The sequence below is a fragment of the Rahnella rivi genome (assembly GCF_019049655.1).
Taxonomy (GTDB): Bacteria; Pseudomonadota; Gammaproteobacteria; order Enterobacterales; family Enterobacteriaceae; genus Rahnella; species Rahnella rivi.
Window position 1 is genome coordinate 49,682 of the sequence record NZ_JAFMOX010000057.1, and the last position, 18,472, is coordinate 68,153.

The 18,472-nt window shown below is 51.5% G+C and carries 20 protein-coding genes and 1 pseudogene; 5 read left to right on the forward strand and 16 right to left on the reverse strand.

Annotation, left to right across the window (positions count from 1 at the left end; genetic code table 11):
- Positions 1-24: 24 nt before the first annotated feature.
- Together J1779_RS10560 and J1779_RS10565 are read right to left on the reverse strand one after the other, a co-directional pair.
- Positions 25-429, reverse strand: coding sequence for a cupin domain-containing protein (locus J1779_RS10560; protein ID WP_217203721.1), 405 nt, complete (start codon positions 427-429; stop codon positions 25-27).
- A gap of 105 nt (positions 430-534) precedes the next feature.
- The gene (locus tag J1779_RS10565) at positions 535-1,905 is read right to left on the reverse strand and encodes an MFS transporter (protein ID WP_217203722.1); all 1,371 of its coding nucleotides are present in this window, start codon (positions 1,903-1,905) and stop codon (positions 535-537) included.
- 102 nt (positions 1,906-2,007) lie between these two features.
- On the opposite strand from J1779_RS10565, the gene J1779_RS10570 reads away from it, so the two are divergent.
- A complete protein-coding gene (locus J1779_RS10570; protein ID WP_217203723.1) occupies positions 2,008-2,868 on the forward strand; it encodes a LysR family transcriptional regulator in 861 nt (286 codons plus the stop codon).
- A gap of 197 nt (positions 2,869-3,065) precedes the next feature.
- Here J1779_RS10570 and J1779_RS10575 read toward each other — a convergent pair whose 3' ends face one another.
- From J1779_RS10575 to J1779_RS10630, 12 genes are all read right to left on the reverse strand, one after another.
- On the reverse strand, positions 3,066-3,926 hold the full coding sequence (locus J1779_RS10575; RefSeq protein ID WP_217203724.1) for an alpha/beta fold hydrolase: 861 nt from the start codon (positions 3,924-3,926) through the stop codon (positions 3,066-3,068).
- Between the two features lie 103 nt (positions 3,927-4,029).
- Positions 4,030-4,677, reverse strand: coding sequence for a glutaredoxin 2 (grxB, locus tag J1779_RS10580; protein WP_217203725.1), 648 nt, complete (start codon positions 4,675-4,677; stop codon positions 4,030-4,032).
- Positions 4,678-4,710: 33 nt separating this feature from the next.
- Entirely contained in the window at positions 4,711-5,064 is a 354-nt protein-coding gene (locus tag J1779_RS10585) for a putative quinol monooxygenase (protein WP_217203726.1), read from the reverse strand.
- Between the two features lie 123 nt (positions 5,065-5,187).
- Complete coding sequence (locus J1779_RS10590) at positions 5,188-5,385, reverse strand: tautomerase family protein (RefSeq protein WP_217203727.1); 198 nt, start codon at positions 5,383-5,385, stop codon at positions 5,188-5,190.
- Positions 5,386-5,507: 122 nt separating this feature from the next.
- The gene (locus J1779_RS10595; RefSeq protein WP_217203728.1) at positions 5,508-6,428 is read right to left on the reverse strand and encodes a LysR family transcriptional regulator; all 921 of its coding nucleotides are present in this window, start codon (positions 6,426-6,428) and stop codon (positions 5,508-5,510) included.
- Positions 6,429-6,697: 269 nt separating this feature from the next.
- Positions 6,698-7,432: a hypothetical protein gene (locus tag J1779_RS10600; protein ID WP_217203729.1), complete on the reverse strand. Its 735-nt coding sequence runs from the start codon at positions 7,430-7,432 to the stop codon at positions 6,698-6,700.
- A 213-nt stretch (positions 7,433-7,645) separates the two neighbouring features.
- Positions 7,646-8,773, reverse strand: coding sequence for a M20 family metallopeptidase (locus tag J1779_RS10605; RefSeq protein WP_217203730.1), 1,128 nt, complete (start codon positions 8,771-8,773; stop codon positions 7,646-7,648).
- Complete coding sequence (locus J1779_RS10610; RefSeq protein ID WP_217203731.1) at positions 8,773-9,528, reverse strand: glutamine amidotransferase; 756 nt, start codon at positions 9,526-9,528, stop codon at positions 8,773-8,775. The genes J1779_RS10605 and J1779_RS10610 overlap by 1 nt, the downstream gene beginning before the upstream one ends.
- A 10-nt stretch (positions 9,529-9,538) precedes the next feature.
- Positions 9,539-10,621 carry a phosphotriesterase family protein gene (locus tag J1779_RS10615; RefSeq protein WP_056772444.1) on the reverse strand — a complete coding sequence of 361 codons (1,083 nt, stop codon included), beginning with the start codon at positions 10,619-10,621 and terminating at the stop codon, positions 9,539-9,541.
- A 3-nt stretch (positions 10,622-10,624) separates the two neighbouring features.
- A complete protein-coding gene (locus tag J1779_RS10620; protein ID WP_162997907.1) occupies positions 10,625-11,626 on the reverse strand; it encodes an ABC transporter permease in 1,002 nt (333 codons plus the stop codon).
- Between the two features lie 19 nt (positions 11,627-11,645).
- Complete coding sequence (locus J1779_RS10625; RefSeq protein WP_162237796.1) at positions 11,646-12,392, reverse strand: ATP-binding cassette domain-containing protein; 747 nt, start codon at positions 12,390-12,392, stop codon at positions 11,646-11,648.
- 355 nt (positions 12,393-12,747) lie between these two features.
- A complete protein-coding gene (locus tag J1779_RS10630; protein ID WP_217203803.1) occupies positions 12,748-13,773 on the reverse strand; it encodes a LacI family DNA-binding transcriptional regulator in 1,026 nt (341 codons plus the stop codon).
- Between the two features lie 360 nt (positions 13,774-14,133).
- Between J1779_RS10630 and J1779_RS10635 the strand changes: the two genes are divergently transcribed.
- Entirely contained in the window at positions 14,134-15,084 is a 951-nt protein-coding gene (locus tag J1779_RS10635; protein WP_217203732.1) for an ABC transporter substrate-binding protein, read from the forward strand.
- 42 nt (positions 15,085-15,126) lie between these two features.
- On the opposite strand, the gene J1779_RS10640 is transcribed toward J1779_RS10635, so the two are convergent.
- On the reverse strand, positions 15,127-15,993 hold the full coding sequence (locus J1779_RS10640) for a ribokinase (RefSeq protein ID WP_217203733.1): 867 nt from the start codon (positions 15,991-15,993) through the stop codon (positions 15,127-15,129).
- 27 nt (positions 15,994-16,020) lie between these two features.
- Here J1779_RS10640 and J1779_RS10645 point away from each other — a divergent pair, with 27 nt between their 5' ends.
- Entirely contained in the window at positions 16,021-16,866 is an 846-nt protein-coding gene (locus J1779_RS10645) for a BtpA family protein (RefSeq protein ID WP_217203734.1), read from the forward strand.
- Positions 16,866-17,522 carry a TenA family protein gene (locus J1779_RS10650; protein ID WP_217203735.1) on the forward strand — a complete coding sequence of 219 codons (657 nt, stop codon included), beginning with the start codon at positions 16,866-16,868 and terminating at the stop codon, positions 17,520-17,522. Before J1779_RS10645 ends, J1779_RS10650 begins: the two co-directional genes overlap by 1 nt.
- Before the next feature lie 58 nt (positions 17,523-17,580).
- Here the strand turns inward: J1779_RS10650 and J1779_RS25535 are convergent.
- Positions 17,581-17,682: pseudogene (locus J1779_RS25535) on the reverse strand (LysR family transcriptional regulator); the annotation flags it as partial.
- A gap of 209 nt (positions 17,683-17,891) precedes the next feature.
- Between J1779_RS25535 and J1779_RS10655 the strand changes: the two are divergent.
- Positions 17,892-18,410 (forward strand): hypothetical protein, encoded by a 519-nt coding sequence (locus J1779_RS10655; RefSeq protein ID WP_238485132.1) that lies wholly within the window; start codon positions 17,892-17,894, stop codon positions 18,408-18,410.
- Positions 18,411-18,472: the final 62 nt, after the last annotated feature.

Consider the following 18,472-nt stretch of genomic DNA (forward strand, 5'->3'; position numbering starts at 1 on the left):
TTTAGAAGTATGCTTTAGGTAAGATCAGGAGTTATAGGGTTCTGAAAGTTCTTGTCCTTCAACTCCGGCATAGACAATGATCACTTCGACCGGCTCATCTGTGGTAAAACCGCGATGTACGTCGTCTACAGATTCATTAAAAGCTTCACCTGCTTTAAACTTATGACTTGTACCTGTTTCTTTATCTTCAATGGTCAAGGATCCAGAAATAATATAGGCAACATTAGGCATCGGGTGAGTGTGCCAGGGCAAAGTGGTATTTGCCTCAAAGTGCATTTTCATGACGGTTAAATGCGGCTTTCCTTCCGGGTATTTTTCGTAAGCTTTACCATTCCATGCGCTGCCACTACTTACTAGCTCTTCCGATTTTACACCTTCTGATTCAAATTCAGACGTTTGGTCAGTTTGCTTTTTAGAATAAGTAGACATAAATCGCTCCATATTTGTGTTGAACGTGATTACATATTAAAAAACTATTATCTAGCACGTAGTCTGAATGCTTAAAAATAACGTTTACGTCGCATAACAGCCCTGTCAGGCGTTTACCTGGACTTTATCCCGACGAAATACCAGTGCGTTAACGCCTATGCACATCAGTAAACTAAACGCAGATAACCACATTCCATACGCCATACCCTTTGAAAATGAATGCAGTTCACTGTGGGCAATCATGGCGCCAAACAGACCCACACCAATAACGCCACCAATTTGTCTTGCAGATGCCATCAGACCAGAAGCCATTCCTGCATCGTCCTGAGATACCGAAGAGAGCATAGAATTGGTAATTGAAGGTACAGACATTGCGCTGCCAATACCGACCATCATGATAGTGCCGTTCAGGAACCATAAAGAGCTGGACTCAGTTAACTGTGACAGCAAAATAAATCCGATTATCTGAACACTAAAGCCGGTAGTGATAATCCGGATATCGCTGACTTTTTTTGCTACCCGAGTGGAAACCATTGTAGATATTGTCAGCACAGCCGTTAATGGAATAAAAGATAGTCCGGTTTTGATTGCATCGTAATGAAGAATGCTCTGGAAATAGATGCTCAGGTCAAAGACAGTGCCATAAAACGTCAGATTGATTACCGCACCGCAGAGCGCTGTGGTGGCTAAAACCTTATTTTTGGCCAGACGCGGGGGCAGCATAGGGAATGCAGCGCGCCTCTGAACCAGGATAAATAGCGCTAAAAATATCGCCGCAACGCCCATCATGGCTAAAGGTCCCCGGGTCCATCCCTCAGAGCTTGACTGAGTTAATCCATAGGTTAATGCCGCAATACTTATCGCAATCGTTCCCTGGCCTAATTCATCGACTTTTTTATCTACCCGTGGCGAGGGTGGAGCTGAACGCAAAATCAGGAAAATCGCGAGTAAGCCCAGTGGCACATTAATGAGGAAAACGCTGCGCCATCCGAAATACTCAATTAAAACGCCTCCTAAAACTGGCCCCGCAGCTAAGGCTATTCCCCCACAGGCCCCCCAGGTTGCTACCGCGGTTCTTCTCATGGCCGGATCGGTAAATGACAGTCTAATTAGTGTCAGTGACGTAGGCACAAGCAGGGCTGCTCCCATACCCTGCACTCCTCTCAGTGCAATGAGCACAGACATGCTATCTGCAAGGCCACATCCGATGGAGCCAATCGTGAATAAGGAAAACCCCCAGGTAAAAATGTTTCTCGCCCCTAACTTGTCCCCAAAAGCCCCACCAATAATCAGCAACGCTGCAAATACTAATGCGTAGCTGTTAATCACCCACTGAAGACCAGTAAGGTTGGTATTGAAGGCATTTTTAAGAGAGCCTAAGCCAACATTGACAACGCTCACATCGAGTTGAACTACGAGGAACCCCATACAGGTGGCGAGCTGTATGGCTATCAACGAAGGGGTATATTTTGACATTATGTCTATCCGGCAATTGAAAAACTAATGTCATAATAAGGCTTGCCTGAACATGTATAAATACTAAAATATGCACACTATCCATGCAAAAGTGCATACATAATGAATTGGGAAAATCTTCGTTTTTTCGTTGCCATAGCCAGAGCAGGAACGCTATCAGGTGCAGCTAAAGCCCTGGATGTTGATCAGGCGACGGTGAGCCGCCGTCTGATGTCACTTGAGGCTGAACTTGGATTGAAACTTATCGAGCGGCTTCCTCGTGAGGCAAGGTTGACCGAACCGGGGCGAATTATTCTTGCAGAAGCGATTGAGATAGAGGCATACACTTTTAAAATTGAGCGACTGTCTATAACGAATAAAGAACAAAGAGAGAAGTTGACTATTTCCGCCCCACCTATCCTGTCCAGGCATTTCTTTGCTACAAACATGTGGGCATTATCCCAGGAATTACCTCTAATCCTCATATCGATATTGAGCGATGTCCACTTTGTCTCTCTATCTCGTCTCGAAGCAGACCTTGCCGTTAGATTATCCCCAGGAATTAAAGACACTGATATCATAAAAAAAGTCGGTAAAATGAATTTCGCTTTATATGCAGCCAGTAATTATGAGCATCTTGAATCGCCTGAATTATGGGAATACATAGCCTATCCTGAACGCGTTAACAATTTTGAACATAAACAATGGTTGGATGGAATTATCGGTGAAAAGCGGGTTTCATGTGAAATGGCTGATCTAAGCCATCAGTATGAAAGTGCTCGTTCAGGAGCTGGCGTTGCAGGTTTGCCATGCTTTCTTGCAGATAAAGATAAGCGTTTGGTTAAGCTCGAGGTAGATGAATCTATGCTCAACCTGGATATTTGGATAGCAAAGCACCCTGATCGTCGTAATGATCCCCTCGTGGTGCACGCCTCAAACGTCATATCTATTATACTGAACAAGGTTGGGTTAGGATTGAAATAATATAAACCACTTTTCAAATCAGTTGGTCATAAGCCTGGTTGTTTGTCTGCCGGAGATAAATACGTTCAAACTGGTCTGACTCATCAATACGAAAAGTCAGACCAATAAATCCCCTCGCGTAAGCCGGGGCTTCAGCAACAATCAGCAGTATTTTCGCCTCAGGAAGCAGACAAATATCCAGTAATACTGCCTTGACCTTATTTACTTCCCAGAAAAGGCGCAATACTCGCCCAGACGGCATCAAAATTTACGGCAAAAGCAGGATGTGGGGCATCAGGAATGATTGCGAGGTGCGCATCCGGCAGCATTTTATAGGCAGCGATCACGGTATCAATTGGTGCATTCATATCCTTTTCACCTGCCATAACAAGCACCGGCGCATGGATTGTCTGGAACAGAGACTTACCGACGATAGTCTGATCGTATTGTCGATTAGCTTGTTTATACCACTCAGTCACTTTATCGTGCTGCGGACGAATTTCTGCCTGCTCAGCCCAGTACCGTGGATCAAGGTCGATAACAGACTGTAAGGGGATATCACGATCTTTACGCCCGCCCTGGACAAAGCCTTTAGCCCATTCACCTGCGCCAATCGCGACGAGTTTGTTGGTCTGCTTTGGATAATCAGCGGCGAACTGGTACCCCGTATAGGCACCGTCACTAAAACCGATTATATCTGCTTTAGAAATGTTTAAAGCCAAAAGTACCTCAAGAAGGTCTTTCGCTTTTTGTTTATAGTCTGGTGTGACTGACCCAATGTCCGATTTTCCGTGTCCACGGGTGTTCACCAAAATGACCAGGTGATTGTTTTTAAGTTTGTCAGCAAATTCGCCCATTTCTGCCATGGAGCCGACAATTCCTCCGTGCAGCAAGACCACAGGTTCACCAGAACCGTAAACCTCATAATAAATTTTAGCATCACCAGACTGCACATAGTGTCCGGCTTTCGTGTTATTGCCGTAAGGGGTGGCACTTTGGTAGCTATTTGACTGCTGTCCGAACCAGTGCAAAGGTTGATTTGGGCGTATTTCAGCAGCGTGTGCTGTGATTGCAGACATACACAGTCCTATAAACGTTGTGAACATTCTGTTCATTCAGATGATCCTTCCCACTCTGATTGGGGGCATAAATCCCTATACTGAAAGAGTGACAGACATGGGTTCACGTAGCGATGTCGTCATTGAGATTAACCCGGGTTCCCAGGGCCATCTCTCTCCGCCATGCATCAATCTGTGGCGGCCAGTGAATCCCTTTTACGATAGATAATGAGCGCAGCAGCGGAAAAAGACGGATATCCGTGAGCGAAAAATACTCAGAGTCTCTCTCTTGCTGTGCGAACAGCCCTTCAAGAATCTCAAGTTGTACATTCATTTCGTTAACCATGATTTCGGTTTGTTCCAGCAAACGTTGGAACGGACCGAAAACAGCTTCTTTTTTGTTGACGAAATATTGTCTCGCAGCATCTTGTCGGAATTCTTCCAAGTCCGAGTTTGCCCAGCGCGGGATTGCCAGCGGATATATCAGTTTTGTTGCTTCTTCCATCCAGGTTTCGATTTCTGGATTATCAGACATTTTCAGGACAGACGAACCGTAAGTCTCATCAATGTATTTGACGATGTCCAGGCTCTCACCCATCGCTTCATTGCTTTCAGTGACAAGGACGGGAAGCATTTTTTTGCCAATGAGGCGCGCTGGCGTTTCTTCATCATCGTTTGGCAGAGTAATGATTTCACACGCAACCTCTTTCAAGCCAAAAATCATGCGTGAACGTACGCAGAAGGGGCAATGATCGTAAACGTAAAGTTTCATAGCAGAATCTTTCATCACTTTAAATCTAAAAAATTAACGGGTAAATCCATCAAAGGGTGTCATATACACGGCACCAAACGCATCTAACCGTTTGCGGATTTCATCATCGGGTTCGCCATAAACTGTCAGGCCGGTAATGGTGACTAAAGAGAGAAATGTTTCGGCAAAAGGTGCGAACGTGTGATCAACATGGCTCACCACATCTTCCTGACGATAACGCTCAACGATGTGTGCCGTTTGCTGATCTTCACTGACGCTGTAGACATAACTCAGCGTGCCGGGCTCTTTACGGGTGGCGTCCACCACGCGTGATACTAATTCTTTGAATGCAGGGAATTGTCCGTCACGGACGGCCAGGTTAAACACGCAGGTAATTTCATTTTTCATTGTAATCTCCAAAATAAGGGCGGCAGGAAAGTGGGCAAAGAAGAGCGGGAGACATTCGCCGCAAGAGGAATACGCCGTTATGCGCGAAGCATAACGGCGGATAAAATCAAGAAACGCAGGATGTCAGTTCGATTTTTTCAGTGTTTCAGAAAAAAGCTCACCTGAAATGGCCCAGTTATCAGTGGTGACGTCGTTGAAAATGACATAGACATACTGAGGATCAACGTTGGCATGAGTGGCGATAGCGTCGGTCACGGCTTTTGCGATAGCAGGTTTAGCCTCATCACGACCTTCAAACATCTGGATATTGACTACAGGCATGGCAGAACTCCTTCAGGTATGGATAAAAGGTCAGTCAGGCTGACGTTGAAGAAATCCTACGCGGATAGCTTAAGTGGATAAACAGGGTAAAAGAGGACATAGTGTAGAACTGGAGTCTACAATCACTCGAATGCTTTCCGCGCGGCTAACTCAATTAACTCATCAATAATAAAGCGAACACCAGGCAGCAAATGCCGGGCGCGTGGCCATATCACATTGAGTTCGGTGGGCGCGGGATTGCAGGTGCTCAGCAGCGGCACTAACCTGCCACTCTGAATATGCGGACGCAGTAACGCTTCGGGAAACTGAATTAAACCGGCTCCGGCAATACAAGCATCTATCATTGCATCGCCATCACTGATTTGATGAAAAGGCGTAGGTTTAAGTCTGATCTCCTTCCCACCCTCATCACGGATCCGCCAGCTAAGCGGCGCCCCACCCCGCCAGGCCAGAATGCAGCGGTGGTGTGCAAGATCGGCCAGCGTTTCAGGGGTGCCGTAAGTAGTAATATAGGCAGGAGACGCGCAGATAATCAGATGCTGATCGTTGAGTTTGCGGGCGATGAGATCGGTGGTGTCTTTCACCGGACCAAAGCGGATGGCGAGGTCAAAACCTATATCCAGCGGGTCTATGATGCGGTCATTAAACGTGATGGTCAGCTTCAGATGCGGATAGCGTTTTGTCATGTCCATCAGCACCGGCATCATCACCGAGCGGCCAAAAGCCGCAGGCAAATCGATCCTCACGGTGCCTGTGGGTTCAGTGAGCTTAGAACGCAGCGCCATTTCTGCCATTTGCAGCGTTTCAAGTGCACTCTGGCAGCTCGCCAGATAGGCCTCGCCCTCAGTAGTCAGACTTATCTTACGCGTGGTGCGATGAAATAGCGGGATCCCGAGGTTGTGCTCAAGCCGCTGTATACTCTTGCCAATTGCCGATTTGGAGACGCCCAACTGCTCAGCCGCTTCGGTAAAGCTTCTTGAGTTTGCAGCCGTCACAAAATGGACGATGTTGCTAAAAGATTCGGTAGAAATGACGGTTGACATCGGTTACGCCAGGACAAGTAACAAAAAGATACGTTAGCGTAAAGCCGAAACGTAAAAAAACGCAAGCGAAGGGGTAGCGCCGTTCCCAGATTTTACTCCAGTAATCTGATACTTTCCCAATGGCTGATTTAGAGATACCCAACTTATACGCAGGTTCGGTAAAACCCTGGGCATGAGCCACCATCACAAAATGCACAATGCGTGGGAAAGAATCAAAAGATGAAAGTACAGGGATTATATATTTCAGGCTCGCCAAAACGTCATGATTTTTATTCTACCTTCTGAGGATGTGCATCTGGTAATTCGCTGCTGATTTTCAGGTCCTTGAAATATGCAATCGTGCCAGATTCGATCCATACCCCGACACCTCCACGTGCTTCACTGCCTAATTTCAGGTCATTGACGATTAAAGCAGGTTTAGGACTATGATCCAGATACAACCTGGCCTGCTGGCCAGAAACGGTAATTTTCATATGAATCCACCGTTCGGTGGCAATATCAGCATAGGTTTCGTACTTTTCCGGTGTCTCTTTCCTCAGTCGTTCAAAGGTGTAATCCGGATAAGCGAAGTATTGCACCGAATGGTTTCGCCGAACCTGATCGTCAGCCTGACTGTTTGTTGGACGCAGATAGATATTCTCAAACCGTTCTTCTTTATCAATTCGAAATGATAAGCCGAGGAAGCCTCGGGCATAAGCCGGGGCATCGTGAGCTAGCGTGCTGGCAATATCCGCCTCGATTGTCCCGTTATGAAAATCAACCGGCAACCATGCCATGAATGTTCTGTCTGTAAGCACTTCTTTTGCTGGATCCTGAAACTTTTCGGAAGGCATTTGCATTTTTATCGCTTTTTTTCCCAGATAATCCTCATGCTTCAAAGAAACCCCCGCGCGCATAAAATCAGATAACGGGAATGTCTTTTGTGACGCAAGATGTTCGGCTGATTGTGCTGCCACGAATGAAGAAAATCCTGTCATAAGAACAAGTAACAAATTGTTTTTCATAATACACCTTACTTTATGGTTAGGTATGCCGAAGCTGATTTTCATGCCCCACAGGAAAGGGATAGTTAGATATCTTAACTCCAGGGTATTGCGGGGATAAAGACTGATAAAGGTTAGGCATTTGAAATGAACTGTTTCTAATCAACATCAGGCCGGTATTCCCCCATAATATACTATCCCAGTCGCAGAACGCGTCCGGGAGTAGCCACGATTTCAGACTTCCTCCGAACTCTGCCAGTCCGTAATCAGCTCGCCATAGATAATTTCCGCTTCCTCCAGACGGCTCAGCAGACAATATTCATCCGTCTGATGCGCCATGCCCGGTTCACCTGGCCCGAGAATAATGCACGGTGGATGCTCGAGCGCCGGTAACAGCAGCGACGCATCGGTGAAGTACGGCATGATTTTCGCCTTCAGCGTGGCGGAGTGCAGCTTCTGACAACGCCGGTAAACGCCGCTTATCCAGCCGTTTTCCTGCGGGCTGAGCACTGCGGGTAAATCCACCAGCGTTGAAATGGTGACGTTGTCACCGAGTGCTGTCGTGAGATTCTGCCGGATGGTCGCATGTTGCAGATTTGGCGCGGTACGGATATCCACATCAAATTCGGTGTGATCAGGCACCGAATTGATATTCAGCCCGCCACGAATGCGCCCGACGTTCAGCGTCGGCTTTTTCATCAGCGGGTGAGCCGCGCCCGGTTCGAAATGCTGGATTTTCCCCAGCGCTTCGGTGGCGAGATAAATAGCGTTGATCCCCAGCTCAGGCATCGCGCCGTGCGCCGTTTTTCCGCGCGTTTCACAGCGCAACCACAGCGCACCTTTATGGCCGATGACCGGATAGTTGGCCGTCGGTTCCCCGACGATCAGCGCGCCCACCGGCGGCAGTTCGCCCGCGTCGATCAGCGCTTTTGCGCCGTCACAGCCGGTTTCTTCTCCGCCGGTAATGATCATCACCACGCCCTTTCCTGCCCGGATGGCGGCCTGATGTGTCACGCAGGCCACAGCAAACGCGGCTACGGCGGCCTTCATATCGCTCGAACCGCGACCGTACAACCGGTCAGACGTCAGGTCAGAACCGAACGGATCGTACTGCCAGGACTCATTACCCAAGGGCACGGTATCCAGATGCCCGGTAAAAGCCAGCGGTTTGCCCGGTTTGCTGCCGTGTAGACGGGCGATCAGATTGAAACGTTTTTCGCCAAAGCCGCTGAGCGTAACGTCAAAACCCTGCACCTGCAGCCAGTCGGCAAAAAACGCCATGCAGGCCGCCTCATCGCCGGGTGGATTGATGGTGTTGAAACCGAGAAGTTGTTGTGCCAGTGACAAGGTAGCGCCGGTCATCACACTTTCTCCGTCAGCCAGTCCAGACAATTCACCCACAACTGGCGGTAGCCCGGCCAGGCAGCAAATTCAGCCGGCAGCCAGTGTGCAGACATATCACTGGTCCACACCAGCGATCTTCCCTGCTGATATTCCCGTATCGCGACCAGCGGATGCGGCGTCCCGGCCACCGTCGCCAGCAGCTTGCCTTCCGGGTGCATTTCTACTTCGTTGTAGCCCAGCAACCACGGCCAGTCACCGGCGATATCACTGAATACCGCGTGTGGTTCTTTGATCTCAGGATAGATGCCTTCCGGTGTTTCGATTCGGTCATCCCATGCCAGACAGCGCACCGGTAAAACCTTTTCCACCGCCGTATTGTGATAACGCGCCCCGCCGTTGATCCCCTGGAAACTGTAATAGCCACCGATCATCATCAGGCTGCCACCTGCGGCCACGTAATCGTGGATCAGCGTCAGGCGGTTGGCGGTGCGTTGGCTTTTAAGCCAGGTGTCCGGGTGCAGCAGCAACGTATTGGCACCGATATCCGAAAGAATGATCGCATCCCACTGCTGTAATTCCGCCAGCGTGAGTGGGAAACTGACCGGCGCTTCGTGGGCAGTCATGTGCGTGATCTCGTAGTGGCTGTCCGCCAGCGCGGCGAGAAAATCGGTCGCGCCGTTGTGCCAGGTTGCTGTAGCAAACTGGTCGAAACCTTTGATATGCGTGGATGTGCTGGTCCAGGATTCACCGACCAGCAGGATTTTCTTGTTCATCACCTTCTCCTTATTCTCCGCCAAAGACACGCTGCGGGTTATTAATCATTATGTTTTCAAGCTGCTCGCCGCTGACGCCATGCCGGCGCAAACGGGGAACAAAATGCTTCAGGATGTAGCCGTAACCGTGGCCGCCGTAGCGAGTCAGCATGGTTTTTAAAAACACGTCCTGCGACAGCAGAATTTGTCCGATGAAACCATCATCAATCAGCTCGCGGATCGCCCGCGCGTTCTCTTCGTCCGACGGCGACTGCGCAGATTCATCGGCGTAGTAGTAGCTCATGCCGATCATGTCGTACTCGAGGAATGCGCCACGCTGCGCCAGCTCGCGCTGATAACGTTTGTCGGCAAAGCTCGGGTTCATATGGCACAGCACGGTATGGCGCAGATCCGCCCCTTCGTGCTCGAGGATATCCAGCACTTTGTGGCCGAGGCGTTCCCAGCCCGGCAGATGCACTTCGATCGGCACGCCGGTAGCCGCGCTCGCCCGGCCTGCGGCGCGCAGCGATTTCTCTTCATCCGGCGTAAAGCGGCTGGAAACCCCGATTTCGCCAATAAGCCCGGCAATGACTTCCGGCTTATTCTCTGCGCCGCCGACGTCATAAATCAGCTTTTCGGTTAGCTGTTCCAGCGAGATGCTTTTCACCCATTCCGGGTGTGACGGCTCAAGATACAGGCCGGTGCCCATGACAATATTGAGGCCGGTGAGGCGCGAAATCCGTTGCAACGCTTTGGGGTCACGCCCGATGCCGATATTGGTGGGATCGACCACCGTTTGCCCGCCCAGCGCGCGGTACTTCATCAGCTCTTCAATCGCCACATCCACATCAAACAGCTGGCAGTTATCGCGGCTCATCAGCGGATTGAGCGACAGTTCACCCAGATTCTCGATAGACACCGGCATTTCGGCGACGTGGCGATCGCTGCAACAGCATGGCGCGACCCACTTGCCCGAGGCATCCAGCAGAATATGTTCGTGCATCAGCGTGACGCCCATTTCGGCTAACGGGAGCGGCCCGAGTACGGTCATCACATGACCGCTGCCAATGCCGACCGGCAAGGGATCCGCATGGCGAAAAATAGACCCTTTCATTGGCTATCCTTTCGACGGCGTTCGCGCCGGGTTGAGAATGCGGGTGTTTAGCCAGATGGCCAGCAGGATGATCGTCCCGGTGGCGATTTGGGTGTAGAACGGGGAAATGTGCGACAAAATCAGGCCGTTCTGGATAATCGCAATCGACATCGCGCCCAGCAGCGTGCCGATGATGGTGCCGAAACCGCCGAACAGGCTGGTGCTGCCGAGAACAACGGCGGCGATCACTTGCAATTCAAACCCTTCGCCCTGATTCGACGATCCGCTGCCAAGACGTGCAGTAATAATCATCCCGGCCAGTGCTGCCGCCATGCCGCTGATGATATACACGCGCATCGTGACCGCTTTAGTGTTGATTCCGCTGCGGCGTGCGCCTTCGGCGTTAGCACCAATCGCCGTGACGTAGCGGCCAAAGCGCATGTGATTCAGCACGATATGTCCGATACCCAGAGCAAAAATGGCAATCAGCGCAGGCATCGGAATGCCGACTACCCAGGCGCGTCCCATAAAGGCGAACAGGCTGTCTTGCGGGATCGGAATGGAATAACCCTGGGTAATCAGCAGCGCAACACCGCGCACCACCGCCAGCATGGCGAGGGTCACGATAAACGCCGGGATCCCCTCGTAGGCGATGAAAAACCCGTTTATCGCTCCCACCAGCCCGCCGAGCACCAGTCCGCCGATTAACACAACCGGCCACGGCAACCCCCAGTAGTTCAGCGCAATCGCGGAGAGCGCGCCGACCAGCGCCAGCGTCGAGCCGACCGAGAGATCGATACCGCCGGTCGTGATCACCAGCGTCATGGCCGTCGCGACGATCAGCAGCGGTGCGCTCTGACGAACGATATTCAGCCAGTTAGCGCTGCTGAGAAAGTTATTGGTGATAAGCGAAAACACCACGCAGCAGAAGATAAAAAACAGCGCAATGCTCACCACGCCTGAGTGGTTGTGCAGTATGCGGCGCGGCAGCGAATGCCGGATAACACGTGAACCGCTTAAATTGATCATACTCATCCTGTTAACCTCAATGCGCGGCGGCAGATTGCGCGGTGAATTTCTCACCGACAATAAGATTGACGATGTCTCCCAGACTGGTGTCGGCCACCCTGCGGTCCGCGACGTTGGTGCCTTCGTACATCACCATGATGCGGTCGCAGACCAGGAACAGATCCTGCAACCGGTGAGTGATTAAAATCACGCTAACGCCTCTGGCACTGACGCGGCGGATCAACTCCAGCACCGCTTCCACTTCGGCTACCGCAAGCGCAGCGGTCGGTTCATCCATGATCAGCACTTTCGGGTCGAACGCGGCAGCGCGGGCAATCGCAATCGCCTGTCGCTGTCCGCCGGAGAGATTGCGCACCAGCAGATGCGTATCAGGGATCGAAATTCCCAGCCCTTTCAGCATCTCGCGTGCATCAGCGTGCATTTTTGTCTGGTCAAGAAAGGGAATGCCGAGCACGTGTTTCAGCGGCTCGCGCCCCATGAATAAATTACCGGCCACATCCACGGTGTCGCACAGCGACAGATCCTGATACACCATCTCGATATGGCAGCGGCGGGCATCCGCCGGATTGGTAAAGTGCATCACTTCGCCATCCACGCGGATAGCGCCACTGGTCGGTACAACCGCACCGGACAACACTTTGGTCAGCGTCGATTTCCCCGCGCCGTTATCCCCCACCAGCCCCAGCACTTCGCCCGGTTCCAGTTTGAGATTCACGCCGCGCAGTGAACGAATTGACCCGTAAGTCTTGGTGATATTGACCATTTCTACCCGCGGTATGCCGGGTTTAGCCTGTTGCATCTGGAACTCCTGTCACCCGATATCGGTTATTAGGGGTTGGATGGCGCGGAGAAAAAGGTTCTGTTATTCACGGCTTACACCCTTGTAAACCGGTTTACCTGAATAACAGAACTGTCTCCAGTGCCCGTGGGACAAAACGCTTCACTACTTGTTAGCCACAGTGAACTAAGCAGCTTCCATGCCAGAGCGCAGGTAAAGGGGAATCGAAGATTTTTAACTGTCTGTAATTGCGATGAATAAATTTTAATCGCGAGGTAAACCGGTTTACCCGATCAGGCTATGCGAACACTTCATGCGCTAAAATCGTGCGCAATTTGCGCTATTTTGGATCGGGTGAGCGTTGCTGGATGGAATCACGCCCTACCCAGCTAACGGGCAGACGGGTTTCAGCGGGGACATTTTCTTCGCCGTTGAGCAGCCGCAACATCAGGCTGACCGCCGTCCGCCCCAGTTCCCGTGCGGGCTGGCGGATGGTGGAGATCCGTGGCTGGGTGAAGTCGGCATAGCTGGCATCATCGAAACCCACCAGCGACAGCGCCTCCGGCGCGCGCAGCCCCAAATCGCGCAAACCATCGAGCAGGCCGAGCACCAGAAAATCGCTGGCGGCGAACGCGGCGGTCGGGCGTTTTGTGTGGCTGAACAGCTTGTGCAAGGCGTGCTGACCGAATTCTCGCCGGTAGTCGCCATACATCACCCACTCCGGCGGACAGCTCAGACCGGCCTGCGCCAGCGCGGTGCAGAAGCCCTGATAACGTTCGCGCACGCTCATCAGTGCGTCCGGCCCGCCGATAAAGGCGATGTCGCGGTGCCCGGCGGCAATCAGTTCCTGTGTAGCGAGCATGCCACCCTGCACGTTGTCGGCAAAAACCTTCGGCGCAAAACTGCCGGGAATATCTTCATCGAGCAGGACAATGCGCTGATGGCGCTGGATTTCTTTGCATAGCGATCCGTTATCCGGTCGGTTAGTGGCAAACAGCAGACCATCGACCTGGCAGGTATCCAGCCAGCGAATAAACTGACTTTCTTTCTCGGGATTGTTGCGGGTGATACATAAAACCAGGCTGTAGCCGTGTTCGAACGCAGCCTCTTCGGCCGCATCCGCCAGTTCGGCGAAGAAGGGGTTGGTGATGTCCGACAGCACCAGACCGAGGGTTTCGCTTCCGCCCTTACTCAGGCGACGGGCAAGGCTGTTCCCCCGGTAATCGAGCTGTGCGATTGCGGATTCAATCCGGCTGACCGTGTTCTGAGGCAATACGATGCTGTTGTTCATGTAGCGCGACACGGTGGCCTTGGAAAGACCGGCAAGGTTTGCCACATCGGATAACAGCACGCGTTTTTTCATCATCAGGCCACGTTGGATAAAAGGTATCAGTAACATAATTGAGCGTGATTGTTATAGCATTTTCCGCCCTGAACGCGACGCAAAAAAATAGCACTTGACAAAAAATCCGAGTCAGAGAATTGTAATAGCCAGTTTACCTGCACCACCCGGGAAGCAATTCCCAACCGGTAAAACGCATTTTATCCACGCACCGAAACGGACCGGTTGCTTAAATGCTTTTTTACCGGCCTCAGCAATCAGCCTGTTTTTTTAACAGGTTTACGACGATCACTTTGCTATTTGTCCTGCCAACACATTCTGTGCTCAGCGATTATTCGCCCGGGCAATGCTGGTTATATCTCAATCCCAATGAGGACAAAAACAATGATATTCAACACCGGAAAATTTCGTGTTTTAGCGCTCGTCATAGCATTATTTTCTTCAGGTACTTACATGTCTGGTGCAATAGCCGCAGAACCCACTTATGCCCTGGTGCAAATTAACCAACAGGCGTTATTCTTTAATCTCATGAATAAAGGCGCGACGGACGCAGCCAAGGCCAGCGGTAAAAATCTGGTGATTTTTAATGCCACGGATAATCCGGTGGCACAGAATGACGCTATCGAAAACTATATTCAGCAAGGTGTGAAAGGCATTCTGGTCGATGCTATCGACGTCAACGGTATTATGCCAGCCATTAAGGAAGCGGCGGCGGCGCACATTCCGGTGATCGCCATTGATGCCGTGCTGCCGGACGGGCCGCAGGCGGCGCAGGTCGGCGTGGATAATATCGAAGGCGGTAAGATCCTCGGTAAATACTTCCTTGAATACGTGAAAAAAAATATGAATGACAAAGCGCACGTCGGCATTGTGGGTGCGCTGAACTCTGCCATTCAAAACGATCGCCAGAAAGGTTTCACAGACACCCTCAAAGCTAACAAGAAGATCACCGTGGCTGATGTGGTGGATGGCCGCAACGTGCAGGACAGTGCGATGACCGCCGCGGAAAACCTCATCACGGCCAACCCTGACCTCACCGCCATTTACGCCACGGGTGAACCGGCATTGCTGGGCGCGATTGCTGCGGTGGAAAACCAGGGGCGTCAGAAAGATATCAAGGTATTTGGCTGGGATCTGACGGCGAAAGCCATCAGTGGCATTGATGGCGGTTACGTCGCGGCAGTGCTGCAACAGGATCCTGAGCAGATGGGCGCTCAGGCACTGAAGGCGCTAAACGACATCACCGCCGGGAAAACCGTACCGAAGAAAATTCTGGTACCGGCCACCGTGGTTACCAAAACCAACGTTGATACCTATCGCTCACTGTTTAAATAACACCGGATACCGGCCCGCATAATGCGGGTCGGTGCTGGCGTTTCAGGGGGCAGGGTTCAGTAAGGTGTGCAGTTCGGCACAGGTGGGGAACGCGCTGTAGGTACCCCAACGGCTGACGGTAATGGCGGCGGCCTGACTGGCGTGTGTCAGGGCCAGTTCATCAATGCCGCTGTTGCGCAGCAGCGATGAGGCCAGCATCACGGCCAGAAAGGTATCGCCCGCACCGGTGGTATCCACCGCCTGAGTCACCGCGGCCGGACAAAACGTTTGCTGAGTATCCGTGAGCAGTGTGGCACCCTGCGCCCCCTGGGTTATCACCAGATTTGTGACGCCTGTGGGGTGCAATTCCTCCGCCTCCAGCTGGTTGAGCACCGCGATATCTACCCACGGCCAGAGGTGGCAGAAGTCAGGTTTCACCGGCGATGGATTGAACACAGTGGTCATGCCGCGTGCTCTCGCCAGCCGGAACAGATGGCGGGTTTTCTCAAACGAGAAGTTACCCTGCATCAGCATCATGTCGCCGGGCACGGCATCTGCCAGCGCCAGAGTGATGGCTTCTGCGGTGAGGGAATCCGCTGCAGTGGTGGTAGTAATAATGGCATTGTCGCCATCGGCACAATTAAATATCAGCGACATATCGCTGTTACAGGGAGAAAAAGAGACGGGTAAATGACGCAGGGTTTCGTGACGAATTTTTTCCGCCATCCAGCGGCCATTGACGTCATTTCCCATAGCGGCAATTAAGGTGGTGTTTATTCCACAGCGGGAAAGCAGGATTGCCTGATTAGCCCCCTTTCCGCCAATGTCTTGCGAGACTTTATTTCCATGAATGGATGAACCTTTTGTTGGAATATCGGCAATCGCCCAGTTTTCATCGACAGTAATATTACCGATAACATAAACACGCATAGTGTTTCCTTGAACAGGATGAATAAGATGGTTTCTATATCAGCAGAAAAAGTTAACGCAATACAAGCTATTTTTTCACGTAAGAAAGCCGTGATTGGTGTTATTCATTGCGACCCTTTCCCTGGTACACCAAAATACAGCGGCAAATCAATCAGTGATATTATTGAGCGTGCACTGCGAGATGCTGATAATTATATTTCCGGCGGTGTGCATGGTCTGATTATTGAAAATCACGGCGACATTCCTTTTTCCAAACCCGATGATATCGGCCCTGAAACTTCCGCGCTGATGGCGGTAATCACCGACCGCATCCGCACCCGCTTTGATGTGCCGCTGGGCATCAACGTGCTGGCGAATGCCGCGATCCCCGCGCTGGCAACCGCGCTCTCCGGTGGAGCCGATTTTGTGCGCGTCAACCAGTGGGCAAACGCGTATATCGCCAACGAAGGTTTCATCGAAGGCGCAGCGGCAAAAGCGTTACGCTATCGCAGCCTGCTGCGTGCCGAGCATATCCGCGTTTTCGCTGACAGCCACGTCAAACACGGCAGTCACGCCATTGTCGCAGACCGCTCCATCAAAGAGCTGACGCGGGACGTCGATTTCTTCGAGGCGGATGCAGTGATCGCCACCGGTCAGCGCACCGGAGATACCGCCACCCTGAGCGAGATCGACGAAATCCGCAGCGCGACCGAGTTGCCTCTGCTGGTGGGTTCGGGCGTTACGCCGGACAACGTCGGGGAAATCCTCACCCGCACTCAGGGTGTGATCGTCGCCAGCGCATTAAAAGTGGACGGCGTGTGGTGGAATGACGTCGAACTGGCACGGGTGAAACATTTCATGGAAGCCGCACGTGCCGTGCTGGAGGATGAGTGATGGAAACCTTCACCGACCGGCTTTTGCGCGACCATCACAATGTGTGGCAAAGGATGCAGCAACATCCGTTTGTCTGCGACATTGAGCGCGATACGCTTCCCGCCGCTGTGTTTAACCGTTATCTGGTTTTCGAAGGTCAGTTTGTCGCCACGGCGATTGCTATCTTTGCACTAGGCATCAGTAAAGCACCGCATCTCCGCCCGCAACGCTGGCTGATTGGAGTACTGAACGCGCTGGTGGATACGCAGATCGCCTGGTTTGAAACCGTACAGGCAAAGCGGCAGGTGAACCCGGCAGAGTATCCCGACAATCTTCCCGGCGTGAGAAACTTCAGCGACAACATGCTCAGTGTGGCGCAGCGTGGCAGCTATGAAGAAATCATCACGCTGATGTTTGGCGCGGAATGGATGTACTACGCCTGGTGCAAACGCGTGAGTGAGAAAACGCAGATTGATGAGGATCTCCGCCGCTGGGTGGAACTGCATGCCGAAGAGTCGTTTTATCAGCAGGCATGCTGGCTGAAAACGGAGCTGGACCGCTGTGCCGAAACGCTGAGTACCGCACAGCAGCAAGCGCTTTCCGCGTTATACGGCCAGGTGCTGACGTGGGAGATTGATTTTCACAGTGCGGCGTATTGGGATAAACCCGCTGGTTAAGCTGAAACGAAAGCTTCTGTCGCAAAAAAGCCGCATGGATGCGGCCACATCATCGCCTTTAAGACTGATACTTCTTTTCAAAGACATCCGCGAACCAGTCGATAAATACCCGGACTTTCGGTGAAAGGTAGCGCCGGTCAGGGAACAAAATGGACACGGGAGTGGTCTTTAAGGATTTTTGGCGGTGTATTCTCCGTCTCCGACACAGTGCTCCAGCCCCTTCGTTAAGTGACTCATCTCCTCGTCTTCCCGCCCGTTTTGGACAAAATTCCATCCTGTCTTAAAATAATAAGTGTGCGATCTATTACACCCGTGGACGTTACCGCACGTAAAAACATTACGCCTTAGTAATCAAAGAGATTATTCAACATGCTAAAAAATATTAGCCAGATTTTCTGTTTGTTCTTACTGGTCGTTACCGTCGGGATCCACGCGGGCGAAATCAATTTATACTCTTTCAACACCGGTTCGTTTGTCTACCATCTGACCGGCAACTACGGGCAATACAATGAGTTTTTCGACAATAAATTCATGTCTGTTGAAAGAAAATTCTCAGAAGACTCCAAATACAGCGCCCTGCTGGGCACGATGGATAACAGTTTTGGCGATCGCTGTATCGCGATGGGGCTGAGAAGGGACTGGGCATCCGGGGAGTCGGGGTGGGTGTTCAAAGGCGTTTATGGTTATACCGGCGAATTCTTTTTTAATGCCTTCAAGGATTGCGGTGACCATGGCTCCTACAACGATTTTAAGAAAGTCACCGGCATTGGCTTCTCCCCTTACATCTATCACGCCATTCAGTACAACTTCACCGACTATTTCGGCGTGGAAAGCGGGATCATTATTCCGTCTGTTTTTGTCATCAGCGTGCAGTGGAGTTTCAGGTAGGGGCTGGCCGGAAATGACTGAGGCAAATCTTTCGATCTGCCTCAGTGAAGGATTACCTTATT

What these genes read in the sequence shown, in the direction of transcription:
- J1779_RS10570 (WP_217203723.1), top strand. Translation starts at nt 2,008, where the DNA reads ATGAATTGGGAAAATCTTCGTTTTTTCGTTGCCATAGCCAGAGCAGGA.
- grxB (WP_217203725.1), bottom strand. Translation starts at nt 4,677, where the DNA reads ATGAAACTTTACGTTTACGATCATTGCCCCTTCTGCGTACGTTCACGC.
- J1779_RS10560 (WP_217203721.1), bottom strand. Translation starts at nt 429, where the DNA reads ATGTCTACTTATTCTAAAAAGCAAACTGACCAAACGTCTGAATTTGAA.
- J1779_RS10655 (WP_238485132.1), top strand. Translation starts at nt 17,892, where the DNA reads ATGCTAAAAAATATTAGCCAGATTTTCTGTTTGTTCTTACTGGTCGTT.
- J1779_RS10650 (WP_217203735.1), top strand. Translation starts at nt 16,866, where the DNA reads ATGGAAACCTTCACCGACCGGCTTTTGCGCGACCATCACAATGTGTGG.
- J1779_RS10630 (WP_217203803.1), bottom strand. Translation starts at nt 13,773, where the DNA reads ATGATGAAAAAACGCGTGCTGTTATCCGATGTGGCAAACCTTGCCGGT.
- J1779_RS10595 (WP_217203728.1), bottom strand. Translation starts at nt 6,428, where the DNA reads ATGTCAACCGTCATTTCTACCGAATCTTTTAGCAACATCGTCCATTTT.
- J1779_RS10640 (WP_217203733.1), bottom strand. Translation starts at nt 15,993, where the DNA reads ATGCGTGTTTATGTTATCGGTAATATTACTGTCGATGAAAACTGGGCG.
- J1779_RS10610 (WP_217203731.1), bottom strand. Translation starts at nt 9,528, where the DNA reads ATGAACAAGAAAATCCTGCTGGTCGGTGAATCCTGGACCAGCACATCC.
- J1779_RS10625 (WP_162237796.1), bottom strand. Translation starts at nt 12,392, where the DNA reads ATGGTCAATATCACCAAGACTTACGGGTCAATTCGTTCACTGCGCGGC.
- J1779_RS10590 (WP_217203727.1), bottom strand. Translation starts at nt 5,385, where the DNA reads ATGCCTGTAGTCAATATCCAGATGTTTGAAGGTCGTGATGAGGCTAAA.
- J1779_RS10575 (WP_217203724.1), bottom strand. Translation starts at nt 3,926, where the DNA reads ATGTCTGCAATCACAGCACACGCTGCTGAAATACGCCCAAATCAACCT.
- J1779_RS10635 (WP_217203732.1), top strand. Translation starts at nt 14,134, where the DNA reads ATGATATTCAACACCGGAAAATTTCGTGTTTTAGCGCTCGTCATAGCA.
- J1779_RS10605 (WP_217203730.1), bottom strand. Translation starts at nt 8,773, where the DNA reads ATGACCGGCGCTACCTTGTCACTGGCACAACAACTTCTCGGTTTCAAC.
- J1779_RS10615 (WP_056772444.1), bottom strand. Translation starts at nt 10,621, where the DNA reads ATGAAAGGGTCTATTTTTCGCCATGCGGATCCCTTGCCGGTCGGCATT.
- J1779_RS10645 (WP_217203734.1), top strand. Translation starts at nt 16,021, where the DNA reads ATGGTTTCTATATCAGCAGAAAAAGTTAACGCAATACAAGCTATTTTT.
- J1779_RS10585 (WP_217203726.1), bottom strand. Translation starts at nt 5,064, where the DNA reads ATGAAAAATGAAATTACCTGCGTGTTTAACCTGGCCGTCCGTGACGGA.
- J1779_RS10600 (WP_217203729.1), bottom strand. Translation starts at nt 7,432, where the DNA reads ATGAAAAACAATTTGTTACTTGTTCTTATGACAGGATTTTCTTCATTC.
- J1779_RS10565 (WP_217203722.1), bottom strand. Translation starts at nt 1,905, where the DNA reads ATGTCAAAATATACCCCTTCGTTGATAGCCATACAGCTCGCCACCTGT.